This is a genomic window from Bacillus sp. WC2507 (assembly GCF_052656125.1).
Map to the genome: position 1 here is coordinate 3,832,042 of NZ_JBQXPN010000001.1, position 26,018 is coordinate 3,858,059.

At 36.0% G+C, this 26,018-nt stretch carries 19 protein-coding genes, 1 pseudogene and 1 riboswitch; of the genes and pseudogenes, 3 read left to right on the forward strand and 17 right to left on the reverse strand.

Going from position 1 to position 26,018, the window contains the following annotated elements:
- Nucleotides 1–60: 60 nt before the first annotated feature.
- The 12 genes and pseudogenes from ACUN28_RS20245 to ACUN28_RS20300 all read right to left on the reverse strand — a co-directional run bounded on the left by ACUN28_RS20245 (nucleotide 61) and on the right by ACUN28_RS20300 (nucleotide 17,066).
- Nucleotides 61–339, reverse strand: coding sequence for a hypothetical protein (locus ACUN28_RS20245; RefSeq protein WP_016088370.1), 279 nt, complete (start codon nucleotides 337–339; stop codon nucleotides 61–63).
- A complete protein-coding gene (locus ACUN28_RS20250; protein WP_016088371.1) occupies nucleotides 311–1,948 on the reverse strand; it encodes an SWIM zinc finger family protein in 1,638 nt (545 codons plus the stop codon). The genes ACUN28_RS20245 and ACUN28_RS20250 overlap by 29 nt, the downstream gene beginning before the upstream one ends.
- On the reverse strand, nucleotides 1,924–3,030 hold the full coding sequence (locus ACUN28_RS20255) for a VWA domain-containing protein (RefSeq protein ID WP_016088372.1): 1,107 nt from the start codon (nucleotides 3,028–3,030) through the stop codon (nucleotides 1,924–1,926). The genes ACUN28_RS20250 and ACUN28_RS20255 overlap by 25 nt, the downstream gene beginning before the upstream one ends.
- Nucleotides 3,020–5,326: a DUF5682 family protein gene (locus ACUN28_RS20260; RefSeq protein ID WP_016088373.1), complete on the reverse strand. Its 2,307-nt coding sequence runs from the start codon at nucleotides 5,324–5,326 to the stop codon at nucleotides 3,020–3,022. Before ACUN28_RS20260 ends, ACUN28_RS20255 begins: the two co-directional genes overlap by 11 nt.
- The gene (locus tag ACUN28_RS20265; RefSeq protein ID WP_098405407.1) at nucleotides 5,287–6,393 is read right to left on the reverse strand and encodes an ATP-binding protein; all 1,107 of its coding nucleotides are present in this window, start codon (nucleotides 6,391–6,393) and stop codon (nucleotides 5,287–5,289) included. Before ACUN28_RS20265 ends, ACUN28_RS20260 begins: the two co-directional genes overlap by 40 nt.
- Nucleotides 6,394–6,408: 15 nt before the next feature.
- The gene (locus ACUN28_RS20270; protein WP_016088375.1) at nucleotides 6,409–9,837 is read right to left on the reverse strand and encodes a DUF4132 domain-containing protein; all 3,429 of its coding nucleotides are present in this window, start codon (nucleotides 9,835–9,837) and stop codon (nucleotides 6,409–6,411) included.
- A gap of 426 nt (nucleotides 9,838–10,263) precedes the next feature.
- Nucleotides 10,264–10,470, reverse strand: a complete 207-nt coding sequence (locus ACUN28_RS20275; protein WP_016088376.1) for a bacteriocin immunity protein — start codon at nucleotides 10,468–10,470, stop codon at nucleotides 10,264–10,266.
- 22 nt (nucleotides 10,471–10,492) lie between these two features.
- A pseudogene (locus tag ACUN28_RS20280) lies at nucleotides 10,493–10,843 on the reverse strand (WXG100 family type VII secretion target); the annotation flags it as partial.
- 215 nt (nucleotides 10,844–11,058) lie between these two features.
- On the reverse strand, nucleotides 11,059–12,138 hold the full coding sequence (gene nheC / locus ACUN28_RS20285) for a non-hemolytic enterotoxin NHE subunit C (RefSeq protein ID WP_016088377.1): 1,080 nt from the start codon (nucleotides 12,136–12,138) through the stop codon (nucleotides 11,059–11,061).
- Between the two features lie 107 nt (nucleotides 12,139–12,245).
- Nucleotides 12,246–13,454, reverse strand: a complete 1,209-nt coding sequence (nheB, locus tag ACUN28_RS20290) for a non-hemolytic enterotoxin NHE subunit B (protein WP_016088378.1) — start codon at nucleotides 13,452–13,454, stop codon at nucleotides 12,246–12,248.
- Between the two features lie 31 nt (nucleotides 13,455–13,485).
- Complete coding sequence (gene nheA / locus ACUN28_RS20295; protein ID WP_016088379.1) at nucleotides 13,486–14,646, reverse strand: non-hemolytic enterotoxin NHE subunit A; 1,161 nt, start codon at nucleotides 14,644–14,646, stop codon at nucleotides 13,486–13,488.
- A 593-nt stretch (nucleotides 14,647–15,239) separates the two neighbouring features.
- Nucleotides 15,240–17,066 carry an APC family permease gene (locus ACUN28_RS20300; protein ID WP_016088380.1) on the reverse strand — a complete coding sequence of 609 codons (1,827 nt, stop codon included), beginning with the start codon at nucleotides 17,064–17,066 and terminating at the stop codon, nucleotides 15,240–15,242.
- Between the two features lie 144 nt (nucleotides 17,067–17,210).
- A riboswitch (cyclic di-AMP (ydaO/yuaA leader) is annotated at nucleotides 17,211–17,357 on the reverse strand.
- A 140-nt stretch (nucleotides 17,358–17,497) separates the two neighbouring features.
- Here ACUN28_RS20300 and ACUN28_RS20305 point away from each other — a divergent pair.
- On the forward strand, nucleotides 17,498–17,626 hold the full coding sequence (locus tag ACUN28_RS20305) for a hypothetical protein (protein WP_000031869.1): 129 nt from the start codon (nucleotides 17,498–17,500) through the stop codon (nucleotides 17,624–17,626).
- 55 nt (nucleotides 17,627–17,681) lie between these two features.
- Here ACUN28_RS20305 and panE read toward each other — a convergent pair whose 3' ends face one another.
- Nucleotides 17,682–18,626, reverse strand: coding sequence for a 2-dehydropantoate 2-reductase (gene panE, locus ACUN28_RS20310; protein ID WP_016088381.1), 945 nt, complete (start codon nucleotides 18,624–18,626; stop codon nucleotides 17,682–17,684).
- 175 nt (nucleotides 18,627–18,801) lie between these two features.
- Between panE and ACUN28_RS20315 the strand changes: the two genes are divergently transcribed.
- Nucleotides 18,802–20,277, forward strand: a complete 1,476-nt coding sequence (locus ACUN28_RS20315; protein ID WP_016088382.1) for a hypothetical protein — start codon at nucleotides 18,802–18,804, stop codon at nucleotides 20,275–20,277.
- Between the two features lie 142 nt (nucleotides 20,278–20,419).
- Here ACUN28_RS20315 and trhO read toward each other — a convergent pair whose 3' ends face one another.
- Nucleotides 20,420–21,379, reverse strand: a complete 960-nt coding sequence (trhO, locus tag ACUN28_RS20320; protein WP_000246226.1) for an oxygen-dependent tRNA uridine(34) hydroxylase TrhO — start codon at nucleotides 21,377–21,379, stop codon at nucleotides 20,420–20,422.
- A gap of 492 nt (nucleotides 21,380–21,871) precedes the next feature.
- On the opposite strand from trhO, the gene ACUN28_RS20325 reads away from it, so the two are divergent.
- A complete protein-coding gene (locus ACUN28_RS20325) occupies nucleotides 21,872–23,167 on the forward strand; it encodes an Nramp family divalent metal transporter (protein ID WP_001030665.1) in 1,296 nt (431 codons plus the stop codon).
- Nucleotides 23,168–23,223: 56 nt separating this feature from the next.
- Here the strand turns inward: ACUN28_RS20325 and ACUN28_RS20330 are convergent, their stop codons facing one another.
- The 3 genes from ACUN28_RS20330 to ACUN28_RS20340 all read right to left on the reverse strand — a co-directional run bounded on the left by ACUN28_RS20330 (nucleotide 23,224) and on the right by ACUN28_RS20340 (nucleotide 25,922).
- Nucleotides 23,224–24,084 carry a M23 family metallopeptidase gene (locus ACUN28_RS20330; RefSeq protein WP_016088383.1) on the reverse strand — a complete coding sequence of 287 codons (861 nt, stop codon included), beginning with the start codon at nucleotides 24,082–24,084 and terminating at the stop codon, nucleotides 23,224–23,226.
- An 82-nt stretch (nucleotides 24,085–24,166) separates the two neighbouring features.
- A complete protein-coding gene (locus ACUN28_RS20335; RefSeq protein ID WP_016088384.1) occupies nucleotides 24,167–25,234 on the reverse strand; it encodes a sensor histidine kinase in 1,068 nt (355 codons plus the stop codon).
- Nucleotides 25,224–25,922: a response regulator transcription factor gene (locus tag ACUN28_RS20340; RefSeq protein ID WP_016088385.1), complete on the reverse strand. Its 699-nt coding sequence runs from the start codon at nucleotides 25,920–25,922 to the stop codon at nucleotides 25,224–25,226. Before ACUN28_RS20340 ends, ACUN28_RS20335 begins: the two co-directional genes overlap by 11 nt.
- Nucleotides 25,923–26,018: the final 96 nt, after the last annotated feature.

A 26,018-nucleotide genomic window follows, 5' to 3' on the forward strand; every position in this document is an offset into this window, starting at 1 on the left:
AGGTAGGAATTTTATTGCCCGTTAATACGCGATAAATTAAATTCCTATTCAATCACATCTTTATAAATGTAGCATTTCAGCCTTTACAACTTGAATATATTCCTGCAACTTGCAAAACGCTTCCGTCAATTTCCCTTTTTCTTCTTTATGAAGAAAGCGTGCCGTGTTTCGTTCTTCCTCTATGACAAGTAGTTGCGCGGCTGCATAAGAAAGACCATACTTTTCGCATTTTCGTTTTATATCTTGAAAAAAAGAAGGAGGTACCGTCCCTGCTCCTGAGACAAGCATCTCATCTAGAGCTTGTTCCAATTCATCGATTATGCGCACTAACTCTATCATAAAATGTTTCCCCTTCATTAAGTGTAATATTTATAATTTCTCCTACTTCTGTATATAAAATAACAGGTGTAACTACGAGCTTTGTTCCTTCCTGATAAGGATGAACTAGCATTCTCTTTACATGTAATGAGTCCAAATATATTTTTACAAGTCGAATCGTCCGCTCATTGTCTGGTTGTTTCATCATTTGCATTTGTAATACTTTCCCCTTTTTATCAATAAGAGGTATAATCCATTTTCGCTCTTGCTTCTGAAACTCCCATTCTTCCATCTCAGCAAATTCGATACAAAAGACTCCTTGTTTACTTGCCTCTAACCTGTTCGCTTTTACTTTTTTTAGTAGTTCTTCCCATGAGGTTATAAAGAGCGATTGCCACTCTGTTACATTTGTTTTTCCGTCTACTTCCCCTACTGTCTGTGAGCTAGATGACAATTGGAAATCGGCGTTAAGCTTTGCATATTTCAACCCTAGAGATGAACGAGACAGTTCGTATCCCTTCCCTGCAATCCCCCATGGAACTTGCTTTTCATGGAGGTCTTCAGAAGTTGTGTTGCTCCCTTCATAAAACATGGGACGTGACTGTGTGTATGTGATCCACTTTTCCTGTTCTCGATTATAGAAATAATATGTCACACCAACATAACCGGACTTCGTTTTCCAGCCGAATGCGCCAAAGGCATGCAAAGTTAGCGGTGGAACTTCATAATATTCCGAACGATACGGACTCTCTTGCAGACGGTGATTTTCTAACAACACAATGTATTCATAAATCGCGGACAGCGTTTGCCGATAGGATGCCATTTGAAAAGATGCATGTTTCATTCGGTATAGCCTAATATCAGTCCCTAGCTTACGAAATAAATTTTCTAACTTTGCTAGTTTCAAAGAACGCGCTTTTACAGAAAGTTGTTCTATTTCATAGATTGTTTTTTCTGTAAGACGTGTTAATCCAAAGTGAACAATTTGCTCAATCATCTCTTTGAAAATAGATAGCTTATCCGACTCAATAATAAGAAATTGCACCTGTTTCGTTTCATGTGAAATTCCTCTCTCTTTTTGATACCAATATATTGCTTCCGCCTTATGCCGGCATATTCCCTCTGCTTTACATGTACAAATCGCATCAGCTATCGATTCAGCTGTCAGAAAGCGAACCGTTATATCCTCTTCTGGAAAGGAGGCAATTAAAGCACCCTCCTCTTCCAAAACAAACTTTTGCTGAAATGTTTCGCGGAACATCATTTCAGCCCACATTTTTTCGGAGACAATATTGCTAACGTTCACATTCAAAAGGGCAGAGAAATCAACTTTTATGTTTTCTTTACCTTCGTACATCTTCTTTGCTTCTAATAAAGCCATAATGACATGCTTACAAATCGAGCGCGCTTCACAAGTGCAGGAGTAACTGCGTATATCTCCCGTAAACGTTACAGTAGTTTCATCATCAAGATGCACTTGCGCTGCATCCTCTTCTAAATCTATTTTGATATTTGTTGCAGCAGCCAAATCCTTCATTGCTCTCTTATATGTTCCTTTGTTGGACATGGCGATTAAATATGTTTCATCAATAGCGGAAAGAACATTTAAGAAATGATTGTTGCGATCCATTGCGCCAACCTCCCTGGTGTTAATGCTGCTACATGAGCACCGAGTGCTGTCATTTTTTTTGCTGCCTGTTTATCATAAAAAGGCTGTGCAGTCGGATCAAGAGAAGTAAGCACAATCAGTTTTGCTCCTGATTCTACAATCTTCATCGCTTCTCGGTACATTTCAGCGTAACTGCCACCTTCATATAAATCCGTTACAAGCACGACAATTGTTTTATGAGGCATCTCAATTTTATTCGTTGCGTAGCGCAGCGCCTGAGCAATATATGTTCCTCCACCAAGCTGTACACTCATAAGCGTTTCCACCGGATCATCAATACGATCCGTTAAATCAACAACAGCTGTATCAAAGATGAACAAATCTGTCTTAATCGTCGGTAAGCTTGCGAAAATACCTGCCATAACTGCGCTATGGATAACAGAATCAATCATACTTCCACTCTCGTCTACTGCGAGGATTACACGCCATGTGCTAACATGTTTAGTGGCAGCGTAAAAGTACGGTTTTTCAATATGAATGGCGTTTGTTTCCTTGTCAAAATGCTTTAAGTTCTTTCGAATCGTTTTCTTAAAATCAAAGTTGCGCATCGTGCGCACGCGGCTAGAACGATTTCGATCCGGTCTACCGCTTAATGCATGCTTCACTTCTTGCTCTAAATTACGACGCAACTCCTCAGTGACTTTCGCTACAATGCGTTTAGCTGTGTCTAATACATCCGGTTTTACATAATCTTTAAATTGTAAAATGCATTTTAATAAATTCATATTCGGTTCCATTTTTTCAAGCGTTTGCTTATCCTGTAATAGAGCTGTTAATTCATATTTCTCTAACGCATGATTTTCCATAATTTCAATGGTTTCTTTCGGAAATAACTCCCGCACTTTCGAAATCCAAGTCGGCACTGTTAGCTGAGAGGGATCTAAGGATCCACCGCGCTCTTCTCCGCGTTCTCTCTCGTACAAAAAGTCCAGCATCTCGTCCATTTCTCTGTATACAGGTTCTTCTTCCTGAAATGTAATTTGATCATCCGCATGTTTCCCAAGAACAAGACGCCAGCGATTTAAAGAAATGTTATTCTCCATCTTCTAGCCCCCGTCTTATTAAAATCCCCTTCGCTTTCCGATCTAACTGCATTACATACATCAGCATCTCTTCGGAAATTGGTTCTTCTTTTATCGCTTCTTCTGTAGCGCCATATAACTTGGAAATCTGTCTAGCAATCGTATCCACTTCAAGCGGCGTGAATTGACTGAATAAGAGGCGTAAATGTGGCAACACTTGTAGAAATATCTCTTCATCAAGTTCTTCTAGAACATGAGACATTCCGCTAAGCAACGATTCGTTATATAAAAAGATATCTTTGGCGCCAGCAAACAAACCCTTCAAAAATATCGGAGCTTGCTTTTGCATATCACCGCTTCCATAAAAATACCCTTCTGCCACTTGCATTACCTCATCAATTTCCCGCTTTCCTAAAGAAGTTAACAGCCCAAATACTGCTCCCTCTACTTGGCTTTCTCTTTTTTCCTTTTGCAAATAAAGCTCCAATGCGTCAATAAATTGCTGATCTGTAGGCTTCATTGTATACAAATCGATAAGCTTTTCTGCAATAATTGCTGGTTCGCCCCCATCTAGAACAGAAAATAACGAAAGTGCTTTATTCCTAGCGTAATCCGCCTGCTGATTTGCTTTTTCTATTTGTGATAAATAATAAGCACAATTTGCCATAGAAGCAAAATCTCCATCCTTTTGCACAGCTTCATCTATAAATTGGGTGTACATGGAAAAGTCAGAAAACAAACCACTTAAATAGGCTTCTAGCAATAAAAGGGACACCTCTCCAGCCCGTCCCTTTGCCTTGTGCAGCTTTGCTCTTAGCATTTCCTGCGCCGCTTCTTTCACCGTTCCGCCATACACAGATATATCAATCAGAGCACTTTCTACTTGTGCTGAAAAACGATATTTCCAAGTTTCACGCATAAGATTAATATTCTGTTTTCTAGCTAAGTTAGGACCGCGTAGCTTCTCACAAAATGGAACTCCTAAAAAAGCGAGGCAATGAAAAAATTGACTTAAGCCCAAGTGCCTTTCTTTCTTGTATATGTCAAGAATCGTCTCCTGCGGTACAGTTGAACGGGCCGGTAGACGAAACGACCGAACAGAAGCACGAAAATCATGCACGAGAGGCGGCACATCTGCTTCTTTTGACAATTCCCCACGCTTTGTCCCTTGCAAACTCTTCTGAAGCAATGCTAAAGGCTTATTGGCCGAGAATATCTCACCTTTCACAAATGTACTGCGCACTGCGTCCATTAATTCATACAATCCGGGTTGCATCTTTCCACGAAGCAGTGCAAGTTCACGTATCATTCGTGCAGCCTCAATCTCATCTGCCATTGATATTCCTTCTACCTTTAGCTGTCTAGCAATTCGTATCATAAATTGCTCAGCTACCGATTCATCGCTGTTCTCCCAAATATGTTGGTAAAAAGCAGGTGCAGGCATTCCGCTCTCATAGCCACCCATCTGATCACTTTCCAAAAAGGAATACGGCATAAGATAGTTTTTAGCATACAATTTAGGAAACGGGCTTTTCGGCAATTTTTTCTTTTTCCCTTCCAATTCAAGAAGCCCTTTCACATGAAAGCCTCCAGTAATAACGAGCACCTTGTCATACACTTTACGCGCTTTTTCAATTTCTCTTGCCATATGTATCTCCCTGGCTTCACAACCGTCTTCTGTCAACATCCCCTGCGTATAGTCCGCGCGTGTATAATAACAATAATGAAATAACTGACGGACAAACTCCTCGCTCGTCATATGAAAGCCTTGCAACTCAAAGTATTTCTCCCAAAACTCATGGAAATTTCGGCACCCGGTTTTTTCTGAAAGCATACGGACATATTGGCTATGCCAGAAATATTGCTCATCATGTTTCCCATTCTCTTCCTTATTTTTCGTTAAAAACAAATATTCTTTATAAGGAAGATCAATAAATGAAACAGGAATGTTCTGTGCAGCGCCTTTTCGTAGCGCGACAAGTTCTGGCGAATAATCGAGAAAGGGATAGTACGCACGGTACTTTCCACTTTCTCCTCTTTCAAGCACATTCGTTTTATCATCATAACTGCAATATATACAAATCGGAGCTTTACTATCTGCACTCACAATATGCGGAATAAGTGTGTTACAGTCTATCGGGCCTTCTATAAGAATTGCATCTGGTTTATAGCATTTAACAATCTTTTGTATATGAAAAGAGCACGCGGGACTATGATGGCGAATTGGCACGTATACGACGTTCCGATCTAAATTGTAAGCTCTTTGAAACAATGCATTTACTTCAGCTGATTGCGAGCTTCGAAAAACGACTTCCATACCTCTCCTCCTATTTGACCTCGCGCCTTAACGATGCTTGTAAAATAACTGCGCAACTTTTCTAAATCATCCTTGTTTTCTTTCGCAATCGTCCCTGACAAATATCGAACAAGCGCATCCATTTTCACTTCTCCACTTCCATAATAGTACGCATCCATTGCACTTTGATAATATACAGATACCGCTTCTGCAGTACTCATAACAGAAGATGGCTGATCAATTCGTTTTCCTTCAGCAGTTACCCCTTCCCGAAGTTCATGAAAAACAGTCGCTAACAGCTGAACAACCGTTTTATCCACTTTTGGTTTGATGCCTGATGCCCTTAATAACCGCGTTACTTGTGACTCTATTATTTTTGCTTCAAGTTTTACATCTTGAATTGGATGTACCGTTTCAAAATTAAAACGACGTTTCAATGCACTACTCATCTCATTCACACCCCGATCGCATGTGTTAGCCGTCGCAATAATATTGAAGCCAGGCTTTGCTGTAAGAATTCCTTGTTCTCCAAATTCCGGAATATTGAGCACCTTATCGCTCAGAACACTGATCAATGAATCTTGCACTTCCTGTGGACAACGCGTTAACTCTTCAAATCTAGTTAATATCCCTTTTTCCATCCCAACGAAGAGAGGCCCTGGCACAAGCGCCTCCCTTACAGGTCCTTTCGCAAGAAGAAGTGCATAGTTCCACGAATACTTAATTGTATCTTCCATCGTAGCGGCGGTTCCTTGCACAGTGTTACGGCTATTTCTGCATATTGCGGCAGTAAGTAGCTCACTCAGCATCGTCTTTGCAGTCCCAGGCTCTCCAATTAACATAAGTCCACGATTCCCTGCTAATGTAACAATCGCTCGTTCCACAAGCGCATCATTCCCATAAAACTTACGGCTAATTTCCACTTCTTCTCCTTCCAAAAGAAGCGGTTCTTCTTGTCCGATAATAAATGTACGAACAGCACGCGGTGACAATCGCCAATTAGGTGGTTTTGGAAACGAATCATTCGCTTCTAACGCATTCAATTCTATTTCATACAATTCTTCCATTAATGGTTTAATAGACTGCATATGTCATTTCCTTTCTTATCGCTTACTGCGCCAGTTTTCATCATGGCCAAGATTCGATTCTGTCGTCCGTTTTATATCATATAAAATTTCGCTAAAAAATCGTTTAGGTACTTGATTTGGCACAATGCGTCTTGCATCATCAACTTCGTCATAGGAGTATGAACCACGGCTCACTGTGCCTGCTTTATAAAATTGAATTTCAAATAAGCATACATCGTCCTCTTCTTCATATCCAACAGGTGCGCCTTCAAATGCAAGCTCCGCCCCTAACCCTGTGCGAGCGTCTTCTTTATAGAAAGAATAATACACACCAGCATCTTCAACTGATCCGCGATTCCAACCGTACTTCGTTAACTTACCAAACAGCGACCGACCATTGATTTGAATGCCCCCAAACCTTTCCACAGTTACTTTCTCATCTTCCGCCGCCAGAAATACTTCGCGAACAATCTGCGGGAATGGTTGGATAACCTCATAATCTTCTAGTTGTTCCTTCCATAATTCCCTTTCCTCTTTGGACAATTCTAGCGGATGGATCAGACCGATAACAGTGTCTGGCGTAAGTTCATGCTCTTCTTCGTCAACCGTATTGAATGTACCGTCTTCCATATAACGAAACGTCGCAAGCAACTTTCCTTCCTTATACTCGCCCCAAATAAGTGAGATAGCAAATTGCTGCATAATTGGATTTTCCACAAACAAAGACTTCCATGTATGTTGCGACCAATAACGATTAAGAGAAAGTGCCATTTCAAGACGTTGCGTTTGCATACTAATGATACTTCGAAGCTGTTTCTTTATAGATGATAACTCCACCTTAGCCTCTTCTGCTTTTTCCACATGATCTTTTGCATTTGGTTTCGGAAGCGACTTTATTCGTTTTCCTTCTTCTGTTTTTAACTCGATTTTCAGGTTGGGCGTTAAATAGGCAGTAAACATCCTACTTCCGTAATCAATTGTCTTTTCACCGCGTTTATTAAAATCAAGGTCCGGAACAAGCTGATCCTCTAGTTCTTCTTCTGTTATACCCCGTGTTTTAGCAGCGAGACTCAACGCTTCTTTCGCAGCATTACGCACCTGTTTATGTTTATATTTGAATGCTATAGTATTAATCGTCATAAGTGCAAGATGTGACGAAGACAACGCCAACGCCTGAACAGCTGCTGCAGCGATAGCTCCGCGCATGCCAACAGCCCACTCATCAATCTGCTTTTTGAGCAGCAGCGCCATTTCATCATCACTATGAATGCTATACATCGAAAGAATACCGCGCTTTTTCGCCTCCGCTCCTTGAGAAATCCACAACTGATAGATCGCTTGTATATTTTCTTTCAAATCTTGTTCATTTAAAGCTGCACCTATCACTTCCACCGCTTCCTTTTTCTCAATTACAGCCTCCGATACATACTGCTGAAAATAAGCAAGCGGAAGCGTTGCATCTGCAATTACATCGGAATCACGAAGACGAATTTGCGGTTCAAATCCGAGCCACTGCACGAGTGCGTTTCTTTTTTGTGGTGTTAAAATACGTGTACAAAAAGCTTCGATACTTCCTGATACTCCTTCTAGGTCTTCATCGCCAAGCAGCGGAGCAAACTTCTCCATCAAGGAAGCATTTTTCTTTTCTTGCAAAGCTTCTTGCACAAGTTGTGTATATTTTTCAGATTTAAAGTATAAAAGTGTTTGCATTACATTTTCGCGTACGACTTTCTTTCTACTATTCAATTCCTTCGCTACATCCTCTGCAGCTTCCACATCTTTTGTAAGAAACTCGACTGCGGCAGCACGTACTTTTTTAGAGGAATCTCCAAGACTTTGAATAAGAATAGCACGCGTTTTAACTGTATCATTCTTTGCCAACTCATCCAAAATGAAAATTCGTTCATCTGCAGAATACTCAGTAAATGTCTCTGTCACATATGCCTGTTCTTTTACAAATAAACGAACGAGTGCTTCTTTCGCCTTATTTTCCTCCTCACTGTGCCGAGCAGCTTGTTTAACTGAATAATAAACAAGTTTCTCCTTCGATAAACCGTAGGATAGAAGATCTTCCAACATTTGTTCCAGCGAACCTTCCTTATGAGAACACCGGTGCAGAAGTTCATATAATTTATAATTATAGTCATTTCCAAATTGAAGTTTGAGCGCTGCTTCCCTCTTTACTGCTTCCTCTATATCCCAAAGGAGTGCAATTGCTAAAACAGATATTCCCCGGTAATTATTTTGCTGCTTCGAACTCTCGAGCACTTGCTTCATATCTTCAAATGATAATTCCCCAACTAAATAGTCACGATATGTATCACGTATGTCAGATGATTCCGACTCAAGGGCAATCGCTAAAAATTCTTCACGTACTCTGTTTCGATTGAATTCGTATCCTTTTTCCGCCAAAAGCATCGCCACGAAAAGATAATGAATTTGACTTAAATATTGCAGCGTACGCTGAACAAATTCTGGCTGCTCTTCCACCATCCGAAGCAATAATTGATATTCATATACTTTGTCGGAGTTAACGACACCTAAATGACGTCGTGTAAGACGATATGCGAAAAATCTTTCCTCTGAAACACTGAATTGTTCGCACAATTTTCGAATAGTTTCATAAGCTTGTTTATCAAAATCCCTTGTTCTTACATGATTTCCAAACTGATCAAGAACACGACACACATGATTCGTTGCATAATCCATAAAGTTTTTAACAGAACGTTTCGCTAACAAGTCAATATATCGTCTTGCCACATTTGAATGCTGATAAACACGAAATACTAGCTGCCAGGTCACATCAGGTAAAGATGAGCCAACAGAAACTTCACTAACAGATTCACCTTGAACGTATCTTTTCGCCAATTCTATTTTTTCTTGTGCCCCGTCCAGCTTCAATATAAACTCCGCATGCTCTTGCAGTTCTTCCTCCAATAAAGAACTGTACGTAAGAAATCTCTCATAATCTGCATCTAGCATATGCAGAAGCAAAACCATCTTTGGTCGACCTGTTATAACTTGTAACTGCTCTTCTATGTACTTTGGATTCTCCCTTATTAATTCTCTAAGAAAAACATCCGCTTCATTTACAGAACGGGAAAGATTCGTTAAATACTTACACGCCAATTCTACAAGAATATCAAATGAAAGACCGCTTTTTTCAAAATAAACTTTTATATCTGGAAAACTCATATATGAAAAGCGCACGAGAAGAACGTTCAACAGTTGATCTTCAAGCAAGTAATAAAATAACCGAAAAAACCCTGCGTCTTGCTTATACGCTTTCCTAAAATCACTCATAAACTGCCAAGCAAAATCACTACGCTTATTGTCACGAATCGTCGTTTGTTCTATATGTTTTAAAACTTCTTCATCTCTCGTCTGCAAGTAACGTAACGCTAATTCTTCTTGTTCCCCTGTTATATTAAGATGTTGAAACAACTGATATGTACTGACTGCCATCTTCTCTGCCTCCCTAGTTCTTTTATAAATTCATCGTTATATCATTTATATATGATAATAACCACTCTCTCGTATGTCTGAAATTTCAGATACAGAAATACGGAATATATTTACATTATTAGTATATCATATCAACCTAAATAAGAACGTACGTTTCTTTTGAAAACTTCATATTTATTTAAAACAATCATTGAAAATTTGGTTTAGAGATAAACAAAGTAAGGACTGAATGTTTTTATGATATGTATTAGACTTAGGATTTTGGCAAAAAATTCGAGCACTGGATTCAAACGTAATTTAATGAATAAAAAAGACGCCAATTATAGCGTCTTGAACTGTACCCCGGGGATATGCAAAGCTATCTTAAATAGATTTTCTGGTTATAATACAGGATCATAAAGGAGCTGTTTTATCCCACTTTTGTTTTTATTTGTAATTCCATGTTATTTCTACTACTTCTTCGGGAGTCAATTCTTCATCATTCCAAAAAATCAAATCACTTGGAGCAGGGTGAGGTACACCAGAGTTATTAAATTGATGAACATAGTTACTGTGTTCATCCTCAGGTAAATCAAGATCATAAATTTTTTTTACAAGCTCAAGCAGTTCTGTTTTCGTCAATTTACATATCAAATTTTTCATCCTTTCATTTAATTTATAACCCTTTGTTCCCGAAATAATATGCGGGATCTAAAACATTTTGATGCATTTTAGGAGATACAATCATTAGATTATAGACATCTCCACCTTTATCAATAGACTGTTTATGATGCAATATATATTTATTATAGTTACCATAATGTTCCGTTCTTGGTGAGTAAGGAGCCTTACCTTTTTACATAAGTTTTATATCCATAGGACTAAATTCTCCAGCATAACTTGAATCAGCAAGTGTTTTCCAAAATTCCTCTCTAAAATCATCAAATGATTTAAATTCTTTTCCGACTAATTTGTCTCTAACTTCTTGCAGAATAATACCAATATCACCATCATTATACATTAACTTCTATGATGTATAACATTCTAATGAATTAAGCTAATTCTCCTGTTTCGGGGGTTTGGGTAAAAAATATCCTCCTTGAACATAGGCGTTTTTTTATTCATGCAGAAATATTACCGCAAAGCTACATTGATAAAACACATGACAAACTTATATATAATTACAAGCTCAGCTCTCACAAAAAACGCAATAAAAAATAAACAGTGGAACTAGTCCACTGTTTACTTCGCCACGCCTTCATGTAATTTTTCTGTATAATCTTTTACGTCTTTCCAGCTATCTTTTGCTGTATTTAAATCTTCTTTTATGAAGGTAAATTCTTCAGGACTGATTCCTTTTACGTTTTGTAGTAAATTATTGTATTTTGCCCCTACCGTATACCATTGATTTGATATATTTTGCAGTGCTGTAATTGCTGCATCAATTGTTTCTGTCATGTTTGTTGTTTTATTTTTCACATCAGTCAAAATTGCAACTTCTGCTTGTGCGCCAGAAATTCTATCTTTTAAATTGGCTATTTCTCTTTCTGCATTTGCGATATCTTTTTTCGCAATGGCAATCATCGGTCCGCCAGCAAGACATGTTATTAACGCTACGCAAAGTACACCACCAGCAATGACCATATCATTACTCTTTTTTATTGAATCGTTATATGTATTTATTTGTTGCTCTAGAGCTGGAATGCCAGCATTCGTACTTGCCAATATCGCTGTTAATTGATTTGTATCTTCTTTAAAACTATTTGTGTCTTTCGCCATTCTATCGCGAAAAGCTTTCAAATCCCCTAATAATACATCTACTTCATTTTGATTCTTTACAATATCTGCATACAACTTTTCTAAATCTGCTTTTAATTTTCCGCTATCCTTTTGATCAATCGCTATTAGCATGCTATTATAATACGCTTGAAAAGTATTATTGTAATTAATAATATTTTGATCTGTTTTCATAATTTGAGGCTTCATATAATTTAACCAATACGTTGCATTAGTTTTTGCATCTCTTTGGTGCTGAATCATATTTCCTTTAAACTCACTATTAATGGAACTTATTTTACTTAAATCAGTTTCTTGCTGATTTTGAATTAATTTTGCATATGAATCCATTGCGAATATGCTCGATGTCGTTTGGGCCATAACATCTTGGAATCCAGCTGGCCCTAGAGAATAATTTTTCGCACTTTCTTGCAATGTTTTTACGTTTTGTTCTGCAGCAAAAGGATGTAAAGGAAATGCGTTACTCGTTGCCACTCCAGCAATCATTAACGTTAATAGACATTTTTTATAAAATCGTTTTTGCATACTTTTCACCTATTTTCTTTATAAGGGTATAAAAAGCTCCTGCTCACAACTGAACAGGAGCTTCAAATCATTCATCAATACTTAACGCTCTAACGATTCGTATTCGATTATGCTTTTTTCGTATCTACTACTTTAATATCTTCAGCATAAATCTTTTCTGCATAGTCTTTAATGTTTTTCCAGCTATCTTTCGCAATGTTTAAATCTTCTTTAATGAAAACAAGGTCGTTTGGACTAATTGAATCTACATTTTGAAGTAGAGAATTGTATTTTGATCCCATTGTGTACCATTGATTTGAAATGTTTTGCAACGCTGTAATTGCAGTATCAATTGTATTTGTTAAATACTCAGTTTGTGTTTTAATGTTCGTTAATCCCGCTACTTCTAATTGAGCAGTTGTAACTTGTCCTGTTATTTTTTGAATTTCTGCCTGTGCATTATCTAGTTCTTTCTTCGCTAATACGATACCAGCTGTACCACCGCCTACAGCCGCTGTGCCTCCTGCAATTAATGCGATTCCTAGCGGTGTTCCTGCTCCCGTAGCAATAACTACTGCACCACCGATAATTGCAATTGGCCCTAAAGCTGTCGCAACAGATGAACCGATAATAATTGCATTATATTTGCTAATTGCTTCATTGTACGTTGTAATTTGATTTTGCAATAGCGGAATCCCTGCATCTTGACTAGCTAAAATAGATGTGATTTGATTTGCATCACCCTTGAAGTTTTGCGTATCCGAAGTCATTTTATTTCGGAATTTCTTCAAATCTTCTACTAATTGGTCTACTTGTGCTTTATTTTCATTAATACTACTTGATAATCTAGTTAAACCTTTCGTAAGAGTTGCTTTATCTTTTGCATCTACCGCAGCAACTAAAGTATCATAATAGTTTTGGAATTTCGTATTGTAGTTAATGATATTTTGATTCGTTGAAATAAGCTGTGGTTTCAATACATCTAACCATTGCTTCGCATTTCCTCTAGCTGTATCTTGGTGCTGAATCACTTTCCCTTTTAAAGCTGCATCAACAGACGATACATTACCAAAGTTAACATTCCCTTGTTTAATAATTGTTAAAGCGTACAGATCCATTACTAAGGCGTTTGAACCTGTTCTTTCCATTGCATCTTTTAGGCCTTCTGGTCCTAATGAGTATTCTTCATAGTCATTATAAGCTTTTGCTACAGCATGAACTGGAGCTTGTTTCACTGTACTTTCAGCTGCATACGTATGAGCCGGCATAATGTTCCCTGCTGCAAATACTGCCATAAGTGCTGATAGAGCCATTACTTTATAAGGTTTTTTTGTCATTTTTCTTCTCTCCCTATATCGTTACTTATTTTTAATGTACTTCAACGTTTGTAACGTAATCTTCAAATTGATTCGTTTGTTTATTCATTTCATCACTTACTTTTTTAATTTGATTGAAATGTTTTTGAAGTAAACTACTATCTGTATACGTGCCTTCTTCAACACTCTTTTGAATTTGGATCATATTATTGTTTAGAACTTTCCAATCCGTTAATAACGTTTCTAAAGTTGAGATTTGACGATCAATTAATTCTGTAAAGCTACTTACTTGATCTTCAACGAATGTAATTTGTGTCGCCTCTGCTTCAGTTTGTGATAACTTTTGAATAAGTGGTAGTAGCTCTTTTTGCTTTTGCTGAATGCGAAGAGCTGCTTCTCTCGTTTGACTATCTGCAGCATTTACAATTTCATTACTTAAAGTACCGATAGAAACGAAATCAATTGTTTTCGTCTGCGCAGTTTGATTCGTAATTGTAAATACTTGTTTACCAATATTAATAGAACCTTTAATAATTTCTTGAGGCCTATTCAAAATAGTCGTTAATTCAGCTTGAATTTCCCCTTGAATTCTTTTAATATCTTCTCTTAATTTCACAATATCTCCACTTGATCCTTGCAGTGTTTTTATTGCTTCATCAGCTTTAATTGATAAGTTGCTACTATCTTTGTCTAATACCGTTTTAAATCGATTTAACTCTAATAAATCTTGCTCCATACTCTCTTGGATGCTTTGTACTTGCAATTGTAATTTTCCATATGCACTTGTAAAATCTGCTTTTGCCTTTTCATCTTCATTTATGTTTCCTGCTAGTTCATAGAGCTTACTATAATAACTATTAAATCTAGTACTATATCTCATCATCTCTTGATTTAAGTCGATTAGCTTCGGATTATATTCATCAATCCACTCTCGTACATTTGCCTTTGCAAACTTTTGATGATTCGTCAAACTACTCATCGCATTCACCTTAATATCTGGCTGTTGTAAAATAACTAGTCCATATGCTTGTATAAGTGGTGACTGTGATCCTAACATTCTAATTGAATTGGATAATGTATTTGGAGCAATTACATTTTGTGCATATACTGTTTTCACTTCTGTTTGCCCCCCCTTAGCGTAAGCGCTTACAGGAATAAAACAACTCGTAGATACTGCTGTAACCAATAACCCTGTAATTAAAGTCTTTTTCACTTTAACTCCTCCTATGTATTAGCAACTATTACTATCGCATTTTATTATTCTATTTTCTTGCACGTAATTTGAGATGGTTAAAATAGAGAACGTTCTTACCGTGATTCATGTACGAACCATCTCTCCCAACTTTTATCGCTACAGTACTCACTTATTGTTCTAAAACATTTCATATGTGATTAGTATGAATAACATTGTATAAAATTTCTATTTCATAGCCATTTCCACATTCACACAGTGAATATATTACATAAAAATATTATTCATTTTAAACTAAATAACGTAAGCAAATATGAAATTTCGTTTTGTTTTCATGTAAGTTTTGTACTGTAAGGTCATTTAAACACAGCTATTTATCTATCGTAAAGAAGTATTTTCATTCCCTTTATTTTCAAGCTTTCCTGTCCTTATTTCAAAATATAATCCGCTTCACTTTTTCAATTGAAATATCCATATATCACAACAAAAACTCCTACTTACTTATAGATATAAAAATTATATCAGTATATCTTTTGGATTCATATGCAATTATGCATAGCGTATACACAAAAAGGATAGCTTCACTTTCGTAAAGCTATCCTTAAAAAATCTTCTTACTTTTTCAAATGATATGGAACTGTTGTAATAACAACATTTCTTTTATAGAGTAAATACGCACGAATGAGTAAACTAGACTGATTATGAAGAATGTTATGCCAACCTTTTTTCGGAATGAACTGTGGTATAACGACAGTAACTCGGTAATTTGATTCACTCGCTTTATATTGCACTGTATCAATAAACTTTGTTAGCGGTTGAATAATACTTCTATAGTGAGAATGTAAGGTAACAAGTCTTACTTCAGGTTGCCACTTCTTCCATTTCTCTTCAAATTTCTTTTCCTCTTCTCTGTCAAAAGCAACATATACAGCGATAACTTGATCTGCAGAAAGAGCCTTCGCATAGTTCAATGAATTTTCCACTACATGAGTCATACCTGCTACAGGAACGACAATTACATTTCCCTCAATTGGAACAAGTGGTTCACAAGTTTTTAAACTTAATTGATCGCCCACTGCATCGTAATGCTTCTTAACTCTATGGAACAAGAAGATGATGGCAGGTAAGAAAATAAGGATTGACCAAACTTGTGCAAATTTAGTTAAAAAGAACATGCTCATTACGATAAAACTAATAATTGCACCAATTAAATTAACCGTTAATCTCAAAGCCCATCCTTCAGGTTTTTCACGAAGCCATTTTAATACCATACCCGTTTGAGAAAGTGTAAATGGAATAAATACACCTACTGCATATAACGGGATTAAATGTTCTGTTTGCCCTTGGAAAGCTACAATTAAAATAATCGAAGCTATCCCAAGTATAATAATACCGTTTGAGTAACCTAGGCGGTCTCCTCTAATCGTAAACATTCTCGGTATAAATTTGTCTTTTGCAAGGTTAACTGCTAATAGTGGAAATGCAGAATAACCTGTATTAGCAGCAAGAATTAATATTAAAGCAGTTGTACCTTGTATGAAATAGTACATGAAATTACGTCCAAAAGTTTGTTCAGCAATTTGTGAAACAACTGTTACTTCCTTACTTGGATTAATTCCGTAATAATAAGCTAAAAAGACAATTCCTGAAAATAAAACGGCAAGTAATGCACCCATTGCAAGCAATGTTTTCGCTGCATTGTTAGGTGCAGGATCCTTAAAGTTTGGAATTGCGTTAGAGATTGCCTCAACACCTGTTAAAGCCGAACTACCCGATGCAAATGCTCGTAGCAGTAAGAACAAACTAATTCCCGCAACCGGCGTTCCAATCGGCGTGTGTAAAGTCGGTGAAACGTGACCAGTTAAAATATTGTATATCCCTACCCCAATTAATATAAATAGTGCTAGAACGAATAAATAAACCGGATATGCTAAAACGGAAGCTGATTCCGTTACCCCTCTTAAATTTAAAATAGTAATAAATATAACAAATATAATCGCAATGATTACATTATGTGCATGTAAACTAGGAAAAGCTGATGTGAGCGCATCTGTACCTGCAGACACACTTACTGCAACAGTTAAAATATAATCGACTAATAAAGATCCTCCAGCTATTAACCCTGGATTCATCCCTAAATTTTCTTTTGATACAACATACGCACCCCCGCCATGCGGATAAGCAAAAATAATTTGACGATAAGATAAAATAAGGGCTGTCAATAATACTAATACCCCGATAGCGATCGGAATTGAATACCAATAAGCAATCGCTCCAAGACCTGCTAAAGCAATTAAAATTTGCTCTGGTCCATATGCAACCGATGACAATGCGTCAGAAGATAAAATGGCTAACGCCTTCGTTTTATTAAGCTTCTGCTCTCCTAACTCAGTTGATTTTAACGGTCTTCCAATTAAAAATCTTTTAATAGATGAAACCAATACTGTCCACTCTCCAATAATTTTGTACGAACGATGCTGCTTGTTACAGCCAGCAAACTATTTCTTCAGAAAACAAAAAATGTCTACAAGCCATAGCGAAATAGACTTGTAGACATTATTTTTTTTGTCGCACAAGCTCCACCTTCCTTCTCAATATAACGCTTACGAGGTTAGCTGTCGGATTCGGGCCTATGAGTAGCCCTACCTTTTTCAAGGATTCACCCCATCGGATTAAGAACTAATCCGTAAGAACGGGTCCCCCGTACCATGCGGTTTCAGCGATTTAGAAAATTGAAACTGTGGATTATAATACTCCTTTATTTTCAAAATGTAAACAAAAATTTTGAAAAAGAAAAAATTTAAAATGATTGCGCATAATCCGCCGGTAAATATACATAATGAATACTAAAAAATCGATAAAGGAGACCCATATGTCTAAAGAAAAGAAGCCTATTTTTTCCGATTCCTATTTAGATGCGTTAGCAAATGAAATTAATCAATTATACGGTAAACGTGAACAGGAAATAAATTTGACAGATAGAACGAAAAGAAATAAATAATTTGTCATAAAAAAAGAAAGCAATACACTTATATATTGCTTTCTTTTTTATTTTTTCATACATCCAATTCTATTTCTGATCTGTTAAAGGTCATTTCTTCATACACTTTCAAATTTTGATATACTGCTCCTAATAATGGTGCTTCTATAGAAAATTGTTCTGCTACATCTAGTAAGTATCCTTGTAAGTGCTTCCCTTCAATGGACGAACCTTTTTCCATATCACGCTGCATTGATGACTTCATATCATACGAAATTTTATCAATTGTTTTCATATGTTCCTGGGCAATACCATCCTTAACTGGAGCTTTCATAGACCTCATGATTTGCACACATTCTTCAAATAAGTTTCGGATAAATTCGTGTCCACCTTCACTTTCACGAATCGGTCCTATTGGTGCACGCATTAATGTCGTCACACCCGACATTACAGTAATAAATAAATATTTATGCCACATATCTTGCGTAATATTTTCACTTAAAACAAAACTAGATTTCGTACCTGCAAATGCTTTAGAAATATGCTTTATTCTCTCTGAACCTTGAAGCTTGATTTCTCCAAACAGAAGTCTGTTGGCAGCACTCGTTTGTACAATTTCTCCTTGATCGTTTAACGTCGTCTCGATAAAGCATAAACCACCAATTACTTTTTCCACGCCAAATTCCTTTTGTAATTGTGATAAATGAGCGATACCATTTAACAATGGAATGATGACAGTTTTTTCGCTAACATAGGGCTTCAAATCTTGAATTGCCTCGTTTAAGTGATACGCTTTTGTTGAAAATAAAATGACATCAAATGGAGCAGTTCGATCTTCTTTCGTTATTAATTTCGGTTGGAAGGAAAAATCCCCGTTAACACTTCGGATTACAAGTCCTCTTTCCTCCAATTGTTTTTTCCGTTTACTACGAACAAGGAACGTAACATCTTCTCCCTTTTCTACTAATCGACCTCCAAAAAAACCTCCGACGCCACCAGCCCCTAATACTAAAATACGCATACAACATCCCCCTTTTCAAAATACAGTTTTATAACTTTTAGTATACATAACATTATACATGTCCCCTACTAAATAAGCTGAATTTTCATTCTTAATCGATTATAAAACAGTGGTTATTTTCAAATGAATTTGGGCATGTTGTTTTTATAGCATATATGGAAAGGAAACAATGTAAATGGAGGCAATACAAACAATCGAGGAAAAAGATGTAGCAACAGCTATATTTCAATTTATATTCCCGTTTTCTTTTAAAACTGGATATGAACAAAATATGTTCCCTTTCTTACAGAAAAATGATTTTCGCCCTTTTCGACTCGATCATCTTGAAAATGAAAATACATACTACGGAAAATTTCAAGTTTCACATCAAAATATGGAAGCATACTATCTTTCATTTACAAATAAAATTCTATTTCCTCACTCAGAGCATCAAAAAGGATTACAACGCTATTCTAAAGACCTTAACTTAACTGGACACTTAACAACAAATCTTATTTCCGTCCCCTTCAAGATACACTCTATTGACGTAACACTCTGTCCTTATGAACTTGGCTTCTTAACAATTCGGACAGAAGTAGAAACCGATCCAAACATGACATTATCAGAAGCAATCGAATTCGCCGCCCGCTTCCGTGTACTTGAAACTAAAAATGATACAAACGAGACTATTTGTATTGAATGTAATGGAAAACAATATTCACAAGTAGAGAAGCTTATATTCGGCGATTTATTTCATGGCTTAACAGACTTCTTTGAGAAAAAGAGATTGCGGAGCTCTTACTTTCAAACATTCCCATTCTTTGAAGATCAACGAATGTATGTACAAACTTTATTATCCATAAACAAAGAGTCTGACCTTCATGTAGTTGATGTATACCGAGCTTCCAGTCTTTCCGGATTAACAGACGATGGCAAGCCCTATATTAGCGCAAATAATGTTCCTTATATTCAAGATTATTTAACAAAACATTCTTATCAAAGATGGGCTCCTAATCGCTACTTTATTATGGAAGAACATATTTTCACATGTATAACAAACGAAGGTGAACACGAATTCGCTAAACTTGCTAGTCAAATGTACGGGGAGTTTTATTACGCTTTGTTATTAAATCTATTTCATAAAGTTGTTTTATTAAAAATGGCAAACGCTTATGCCGAGTTAAATATTGAACAAGATACAAATGAAATAGAGAAATTAATTTATTCAATTAATTCATTTACAGCGAATTACTTCTCTTTAGAGTTAGTATCCCAATCACAGAGTGAAGATATTTTCTTCCGCTTAAGAAAGTTATTTAACATTGAGGTACTATATTTGAATGCAAAACAAAATCTTGATAGTTTGTTTAAATATCAAGAAAATGTCGCTTCTAAAAAAGATAGCCTTTTACTATTAATTTTAACGCTCTACTCTGTAGTAGGCCAAATGTTAGGGTTTACTATGATTGACCTCTTAAGAAACACCGATTCAAACAAAATATCATCGCCACTTGAATTTTTCGCACTTTTAATAGCAATAAGCGGCATAGTCATTTCACTTATTTTAGGTGCACAAAGTTTATACCAATGGAGTCTACAACATAAACGAAGAAAAGCATGGGTAAAACAAACTGTGCTTTCTGCTGTGAAAGAGAAAGATGATAAACATTAAAAAGATTATTCTCATTTACTGAAATTTTTATCGGCGATTTTTCGAATATATCGACTTACCGACAAAAAACAGAACCAGATAATATCAAAAGGGTACTCCAAAATGACGTTTGGAGTACCCTTTTTTATTACACAAGTTCAGCTTACTTCCCTGCTTCGATTTGTTCTAATGCAGCAGCTACTTGTTCTTCAGTTAATTCATGTTGTACTACGTAGCGGTTACGTGGGCTTACACGACATTCATGAGAACATGCACGTAAATATTTCGCTTCGTTTTCTTCAGAACATAAAATTTTCTTGTTACATTCTGGATTTGAACAGTTTACATAGCGCTCACAAGGTTCACCTGTAAAGTGGTCTTTACCAACAATAACATGTTCTTTTTGGTTTACTGGTACAGCGATACGCTCATCAAACACGTAACATTGTCCATCCCAAAGCTCGCCTTGTACTTCTGGATCTTTTCCGTACGTTACAATTCCGCCGTGAAGCTGACTTACATCTTCATACCCTTCACGAACTAACCAACCAGAGAATTTCTCACAACGAATTCCACCTGTGCAGTACGTTAAAATCTTTTTACCTTCAAGTGTTTCTTTGTTTTCTCTAATCCAATCTGGTAATTCACGGAATGATTCGATATCTGGTTTAATTGCACCTTTGAAGTGTCCTAAATCAAACTCATAATCATTTCGTGCATCAATAATAACTGTATCTTCTTGTTTCATTGCTTCATAAAAATCTTTTGGCTCTAAATACTTTCCAGTTATTTCGTGTGGGTTAATGTCATCTTCTAGACGAAGTGTAACTAACTCTGGACGAGGACGCACGTGCATTTTCTTGAATGCGTGCCCTTCTTCTTCATCTATTTTAAATACGATACCGTCAAAGCGTGGATCGTTGTTCATTGCTTCCATGTATTTCTCTGTTTGTTCTACAGTTCCAGAACAAGTTCCGTTAATTCCTTCTTTAGCTACAAGGATTCTTCCTTTTAATTCAAGTGAATTACAAAATGCTAAATGCTCTGCAGCGAATTCTTCAGGGTTTTCAATTGTTGTGTACATGTAATATAGTAATACTCTGTATGGTTTTGTAGTTGCCAATGTATTTCTACCACCTATCTAATTTTTAAAATCATGTATAAGTTAACGTTCATATCAAAACATATATAATAAGAAAATGTATCCAAAGTTTTATGCATCCCATTTTCTTCTCTTTATACTATTTTCTATAAGTTAACAAAAATAAAAAACAAGATTACACATCAAAACACTATGGTTATGTTGTAATCCCAATATATTATATATCATACAAATCCATTTCCATCAATTAATATACTGTATTATAGGCTTTATGTTCACATAAATTTCAAAAATAGCCCTTTAATTCATTATGTTTCCCCACGTCATCACACCATAAACTCCCAATTTTTCATAACACCACACCATTTATTGTGTAAAGGCATATAATTTGCACTAAGGAAACATTTATGTTCAAATAAAATTATCAACTAATACATTTAAATGTATTGAAATAATGAGCAAGAATAAATACAATAATTTCATCAAGTTAACATTTTAAAGGGGAAAACTACTATGAATAAAGATATATCAAAAGATGAACAAGTCCCTTCTCAAAGTACAACTGTTCAATCAGCGCATTTAGCATTAAGTGGACAAACGAAAGGCTTAAAAAGACTATTACCATTCTTAGGCCCTGCTTTTATCGCTTCAGTCGCTTATATTGATCCTGGCAATTTCGCGACAAATATTGCAGCTGGATCACAATATGGATATTTATTACTCTGGGTAATTCTTGCTTCTAATTTAATGGCGGTATTAATCCAAACTTTATCCGCTAAATTAGGAATTGCTACAGGTAAAAACCTTCCTGAAATTGCTCGAGAAAACTTCCCAAAACCTGTTTCCATCGGTTTATGGATTCAAGGGGAGCTCGTTATTATGGCGACTGATTTAGCTGAATTTATTGGAGCGGCACTCGGATTGTACTTATTGTTCGGGATTCCAATGTTACCAGCCGCTTTAATTACAGCTGCTGGATCATTTATTATTCTTGAATTTCAACGCAGAGGCTTCCGTCCATTAGAAGCTATTATAACAGGAATGATTTTTATCGTTGTTATCGCTTTTGGTGTACAAGTCTTCTACGCAAAACCAGAATTAAGCCCTTTACTTTCAGGACTATTTATCCCAAAATTCCAAGGCGTGGATAGTATCTTATTAGCAGCTGGTATTTTAGGCGCAACAGTTATGCCACATGCAATATATCTACATTCCGCCTTAACGCAGCGCCGCGTAGTCGGAACAAATGATGAACAAAAGAAAAAGATTTTCCGCTTCGAGTTTATTGATATCATTATCGCAATGGTTATCGCTGGAGCAATTAATGCAAGTATGTTAATTGTTGCTGCTGCACTATTCTTTAAAAACGGCTTACATGTTGAAGACCTTGATGTTGCTTTTAACCAATTTAGTAACTTAGTCGGTCCTGCATCCGCTGCTTTATTTGGAATCGGACTTTTATCAGCAGGTTTATCTAGCTCTTCAGTCGGGACAATGTCTGGTGACATTATCATGCAAGGATTCATTCGAATGCATATTCCGTTATATTTACGCCGATTTATTACAATGATTCCACCATTAGTTATTATCGCTTTAGGTGTAAACCCAACTTACGCTCTCGTTATGAGCCAAGTTGTCTTATCATTCGGTATTGCTTTTGCGTTAGTACCACTTATTATGTTTACAAGCAGTAAAAAAATTATGGGTGCACTCGTTAACCACCGTATAACAACTTTTATCGCTTGGATAATCGCTGCACTCGTTATCATTTTAAATATTTTCTTACTGTATCAAACATTTGTAGGGTAATGAAAAAAGGTATTCCAATAAAAATGGAATACCTTTTTTGGCGAAGTAATTCTCTTCTAATTACCACCTATGTATGTACCTCTTTCTGGCATTATCGCACCTTTTTCAGTTCGAAAGTAAAGTGGTAATCCTTCCGAAAGAAATATACTCACCTTGGATGGATCCTGCCTTTGATGATGAATATGTAAATGGGGCTCACTTGAACTCCCTGAGTTACCGACTTGAGCAAGAACCTCTCCTTCATTTACATGTTGCCCTTCCCTCACATTAATTGATCCTTTCTTTAAATGGGCAAGCATCAAAAATGTCCCTGTTTCATCTAGTCGTAAATAAATATGATTCCCCGCCATTGACTGAAAATCATCCGATCCCGGAACTACATCTTTTTCATCCTTATTGATAGATACAACTGTTCCAGAAGCTGGTGCCATTACCTTCGCTCCATATACTCCATAGTCACCTAACTTACTACTTTTCACTTCAGCAGGCGGGATAAGAATATCATATGCCCATCGTTCATTCGGTTTTATAACGTGATAGTTCGTTTCTACCCGATCACCACCCCATCCTACTAATGCTCGTTCATTTAAGGGAAAACGAACGACTATTTTAGGACTCATAGTCTGTACATATGCTGGGTAAGCAAGTCCGCCTATGTTAGCAAACCACCCTAAAGGCCAAGCTCCAATTATAGAGAAAAGAACTATGAAGAGTAGTGCTCTATCTATTCGCTTTCTGAAAATAACTTTCCATACAAATAGTAATACTGACCCTATCGAAATAAAGATTGATACTACGCTAAAGGCTTGTATACTCCACCAAACAATGACTGATATAACACCATTAACTAAATAAACTACACTCCAACTTATAATTAAAAATGCAACTAAAATTACTAATACATATTTCTTCCACATGTTGTATCCCCACTCTCATATCTTTGTTCTACATGATACGAAGTGAACATTACGACATAAAAAAGAAATACTTACGACTTTCTTACATTTCTTTATACTGCGGTAAAACGATAGTGAAAACTGTTTCTTTATCATTACTACGCACAGTAATATCTCCTCTATGAAGCTCTGCTATACTTCTCGCAATTGCAAGTCCCATTCCTTTTCCACCCGTATGAGAGTTACGTGATTTTTCACCACGATAAAACTTCTCAAAAACGTAAGGAAGGTTCTCATTCGGAATGCATTGTCCAAAATTTTTAATTTCTATTTTAACGTTCATGTCTCTTTTAAAAACTTGAATTAAAATCTCCTTTCCGTCTTTCCCGTACATAATACTATTACTAATTACATTTTCGAATAGCCTTACCATAAGCGCTACATCCATTTCCACATGTAAATCCTTATCACCTTTAATACAAAAGCTCATATCGGCATCATCTAGTTGTGGTACAAAATCAATCATGATTTGTCCAATGAACGCTTTCATATTTACTACACTTTTATGTAATTCGATCTCTCTATAATTTATTTGACAATATTCTAATAAATCATCTACTTGATTTTTTAATTCATAACTTTTTCGCTTTAATATACTTACATACTGTTCACATTCTTCTCCATTTGAATGAAGCTTATCTCCTAACAGATCCGTGTAACCGATTAGAGATGTTACAGGAGTTCGTAAATCATGAGAAATATTACTAATCATTTCATTTTTCATTTCCTGCGATTTTTTTTCATTCTCGATAGACTCTTTTAAACTTTTGGCCATCCAATTAACATTCGTGGCTAATTCACCAATCTCATCGTTTTTTGAAATAGGTATATGTATTTCAAAATTACCATTACTTATTTCCTTCACGTTCTTGTTAATTTCAGACAATCTTTTCATCATTGTTTTTGTCATGAATGCAAAGTATGTTGTAATAAAAATTAAAAAAACTATAAAATATAAAAATGAATATTTTTCTTCTAATGCAGTAACATGACTATACATATTTCCAATTAACATTTGAAACGCTATTATACTTAAAGTTGCTAACAAGATGCTACATATGAATGCGATAAAAAACTTAGCTCTAATGCCTTGTAATGATTTAATCTTCAATTTTATATCCGACTCCCCAAACATTTTGAATAAACTTCGGTTCTTTTGGATTCTCTTCAATTTTATTTCTTAATCTTGCGATATGAACCATTACTGTATTATTACTTTCATAGGCTCTTTCTTTCCAAACGCTCTCATATATTTCTTCAATAGTAAACACACGATTCTTTGCACCTGCCATTAAGTACAAAATATCATATTCAGTTTTCGTAAGGTTGATTATTTCTCCATATAACATCACTGTTCTCGACACTTCATCTATTTCTAAACCTCTAATGTTTATTTTCTTTTCTATTACTTGGACAGCATTTTGATTGAAATATGTATACCTTCTTAATTGAGCTTTCACTCTTGCTATAAATTCAATTGTACTGAACGGTTTCACAATATAATCATCTGCTCCAGTACTAAATCCAATTACCTTATCTACATCTGATGATTTTGCGCTTAAAAACATAATTGGTAAACTATGTTTCTCTCTAATCCTTCTACACAATTCTATACCATCCATTTGTGGCATCATAATATCCAAAATAGCAAGTTTAATACTGTTATTATTTATTATTTCTAAAGCCTCTTTCCCGTTATGAGCACTAAAAACTTTAAAACCTTCTTGCATTAAATTCGCGTTAACAAATCGAACAATATCTTGATCATCATCTACAATTAAAATTGAATTTTTCTCCATATACAAACCTCTTTTTGAAATATATTCCACAATCAATTTTATCACAAATCAAAACCATACTTCCCTCTTGAATAATCTTTATTTTCAGATTACATT

Coding starts and splice junctions, on each gene's coding strand:
- ACUN28_RS20245 (WP_016088370.1), bottom strand. CDS start 339: ATGATAGAGTTAGTGCGCATAATCGATGAATTGGAACAAGCTCTAGAT.
- ACUN28_RS20250 (WP_016088371.1), bottom strand. CDS start 1,948: ATGGATCGCAACAATCATTTCTTAAATGTTCTTTCCGCTATTGATGAA.
- ACUN28_RS20255 (WP_016088372.1), bottom strand. CDS start 3,030: ATGGAGAATAACATTTCTTTAAATCGCTGGCGTCTTGTTCTTGGGAAA.
- ACUN28_RS20260 (WP_016088373.1), bottom strand. CDS start 5,326: ATGGAAGTCGTTTTTCGAAGCTCGCAATCAGCTGAAGTAAATGCATTG.
- ACUN28_RS20265 (WP_098405407.1), bottom strand. CDS start 6,393: ATGCAGTCTATTAAACCATTAATGGAAGAATTGTATGAAATAGAATTG.
- ACUN28_RS20270 (WP_016088375.1), bottom strand. CDS start 9,837: ATGGCAGTCAGTACATATCAGTTGTTTCAACATCTTAATATAACAGGG.
- nheC (WP_016088377.1), bottom strand. CDS start 12,138: ATGCAAAAACGATTTTATAAAAAATGTCTATTAACGTTAATGATTGCT.
- nheB (WP_016088378.1), bottom strand. CDS start 13,454: ATGACAAAAAAACCTTATAAAGTAATGGCTCTATCAGCACTTATGGCA.
- ACUN28_RS20305 (WP_000031869.1), top strand. CDS start 17,498: ATGTCTAAAGAAAAGAAGCCTATTTTTTCCGATTCCTATTTAGATGCG.
- panE (WP_016088381.1), bottom strand. CDS start 18,626: ATGCGTATTTTAGTATTAGGGGCTGGTGGCGTCGGAGGTTTTTTTGGA.
- ACUN28_RS20315 (WP_016088382.1), top strand. CDS start 18,802: ATGGAGGCAATACAAACAATCGAGGAAAAAGATGTAGCAACAGCTATA.
- ACUN28_RS20325 (WP_001030665.1), top strand. CDS start 21,872: ATGAATAAAGATATATCAAAAGATGAACAAGTCCCTTCTCAAAGTACA.
- ACUN28_RS20330 (WP_016088383.1), bottom strand. CDS start 24,084: ATGTGGAAGAAATATGTATTAGTAATTTTAGTTGCATTTTTAATTATA.
- ACUN28_RS20340 (WP_016088385.1), bottom strand. CDS start 25,922: ATGGAGAAAAATTCAATTTTAATTGTAGATGATGATCAAGATATTGTT.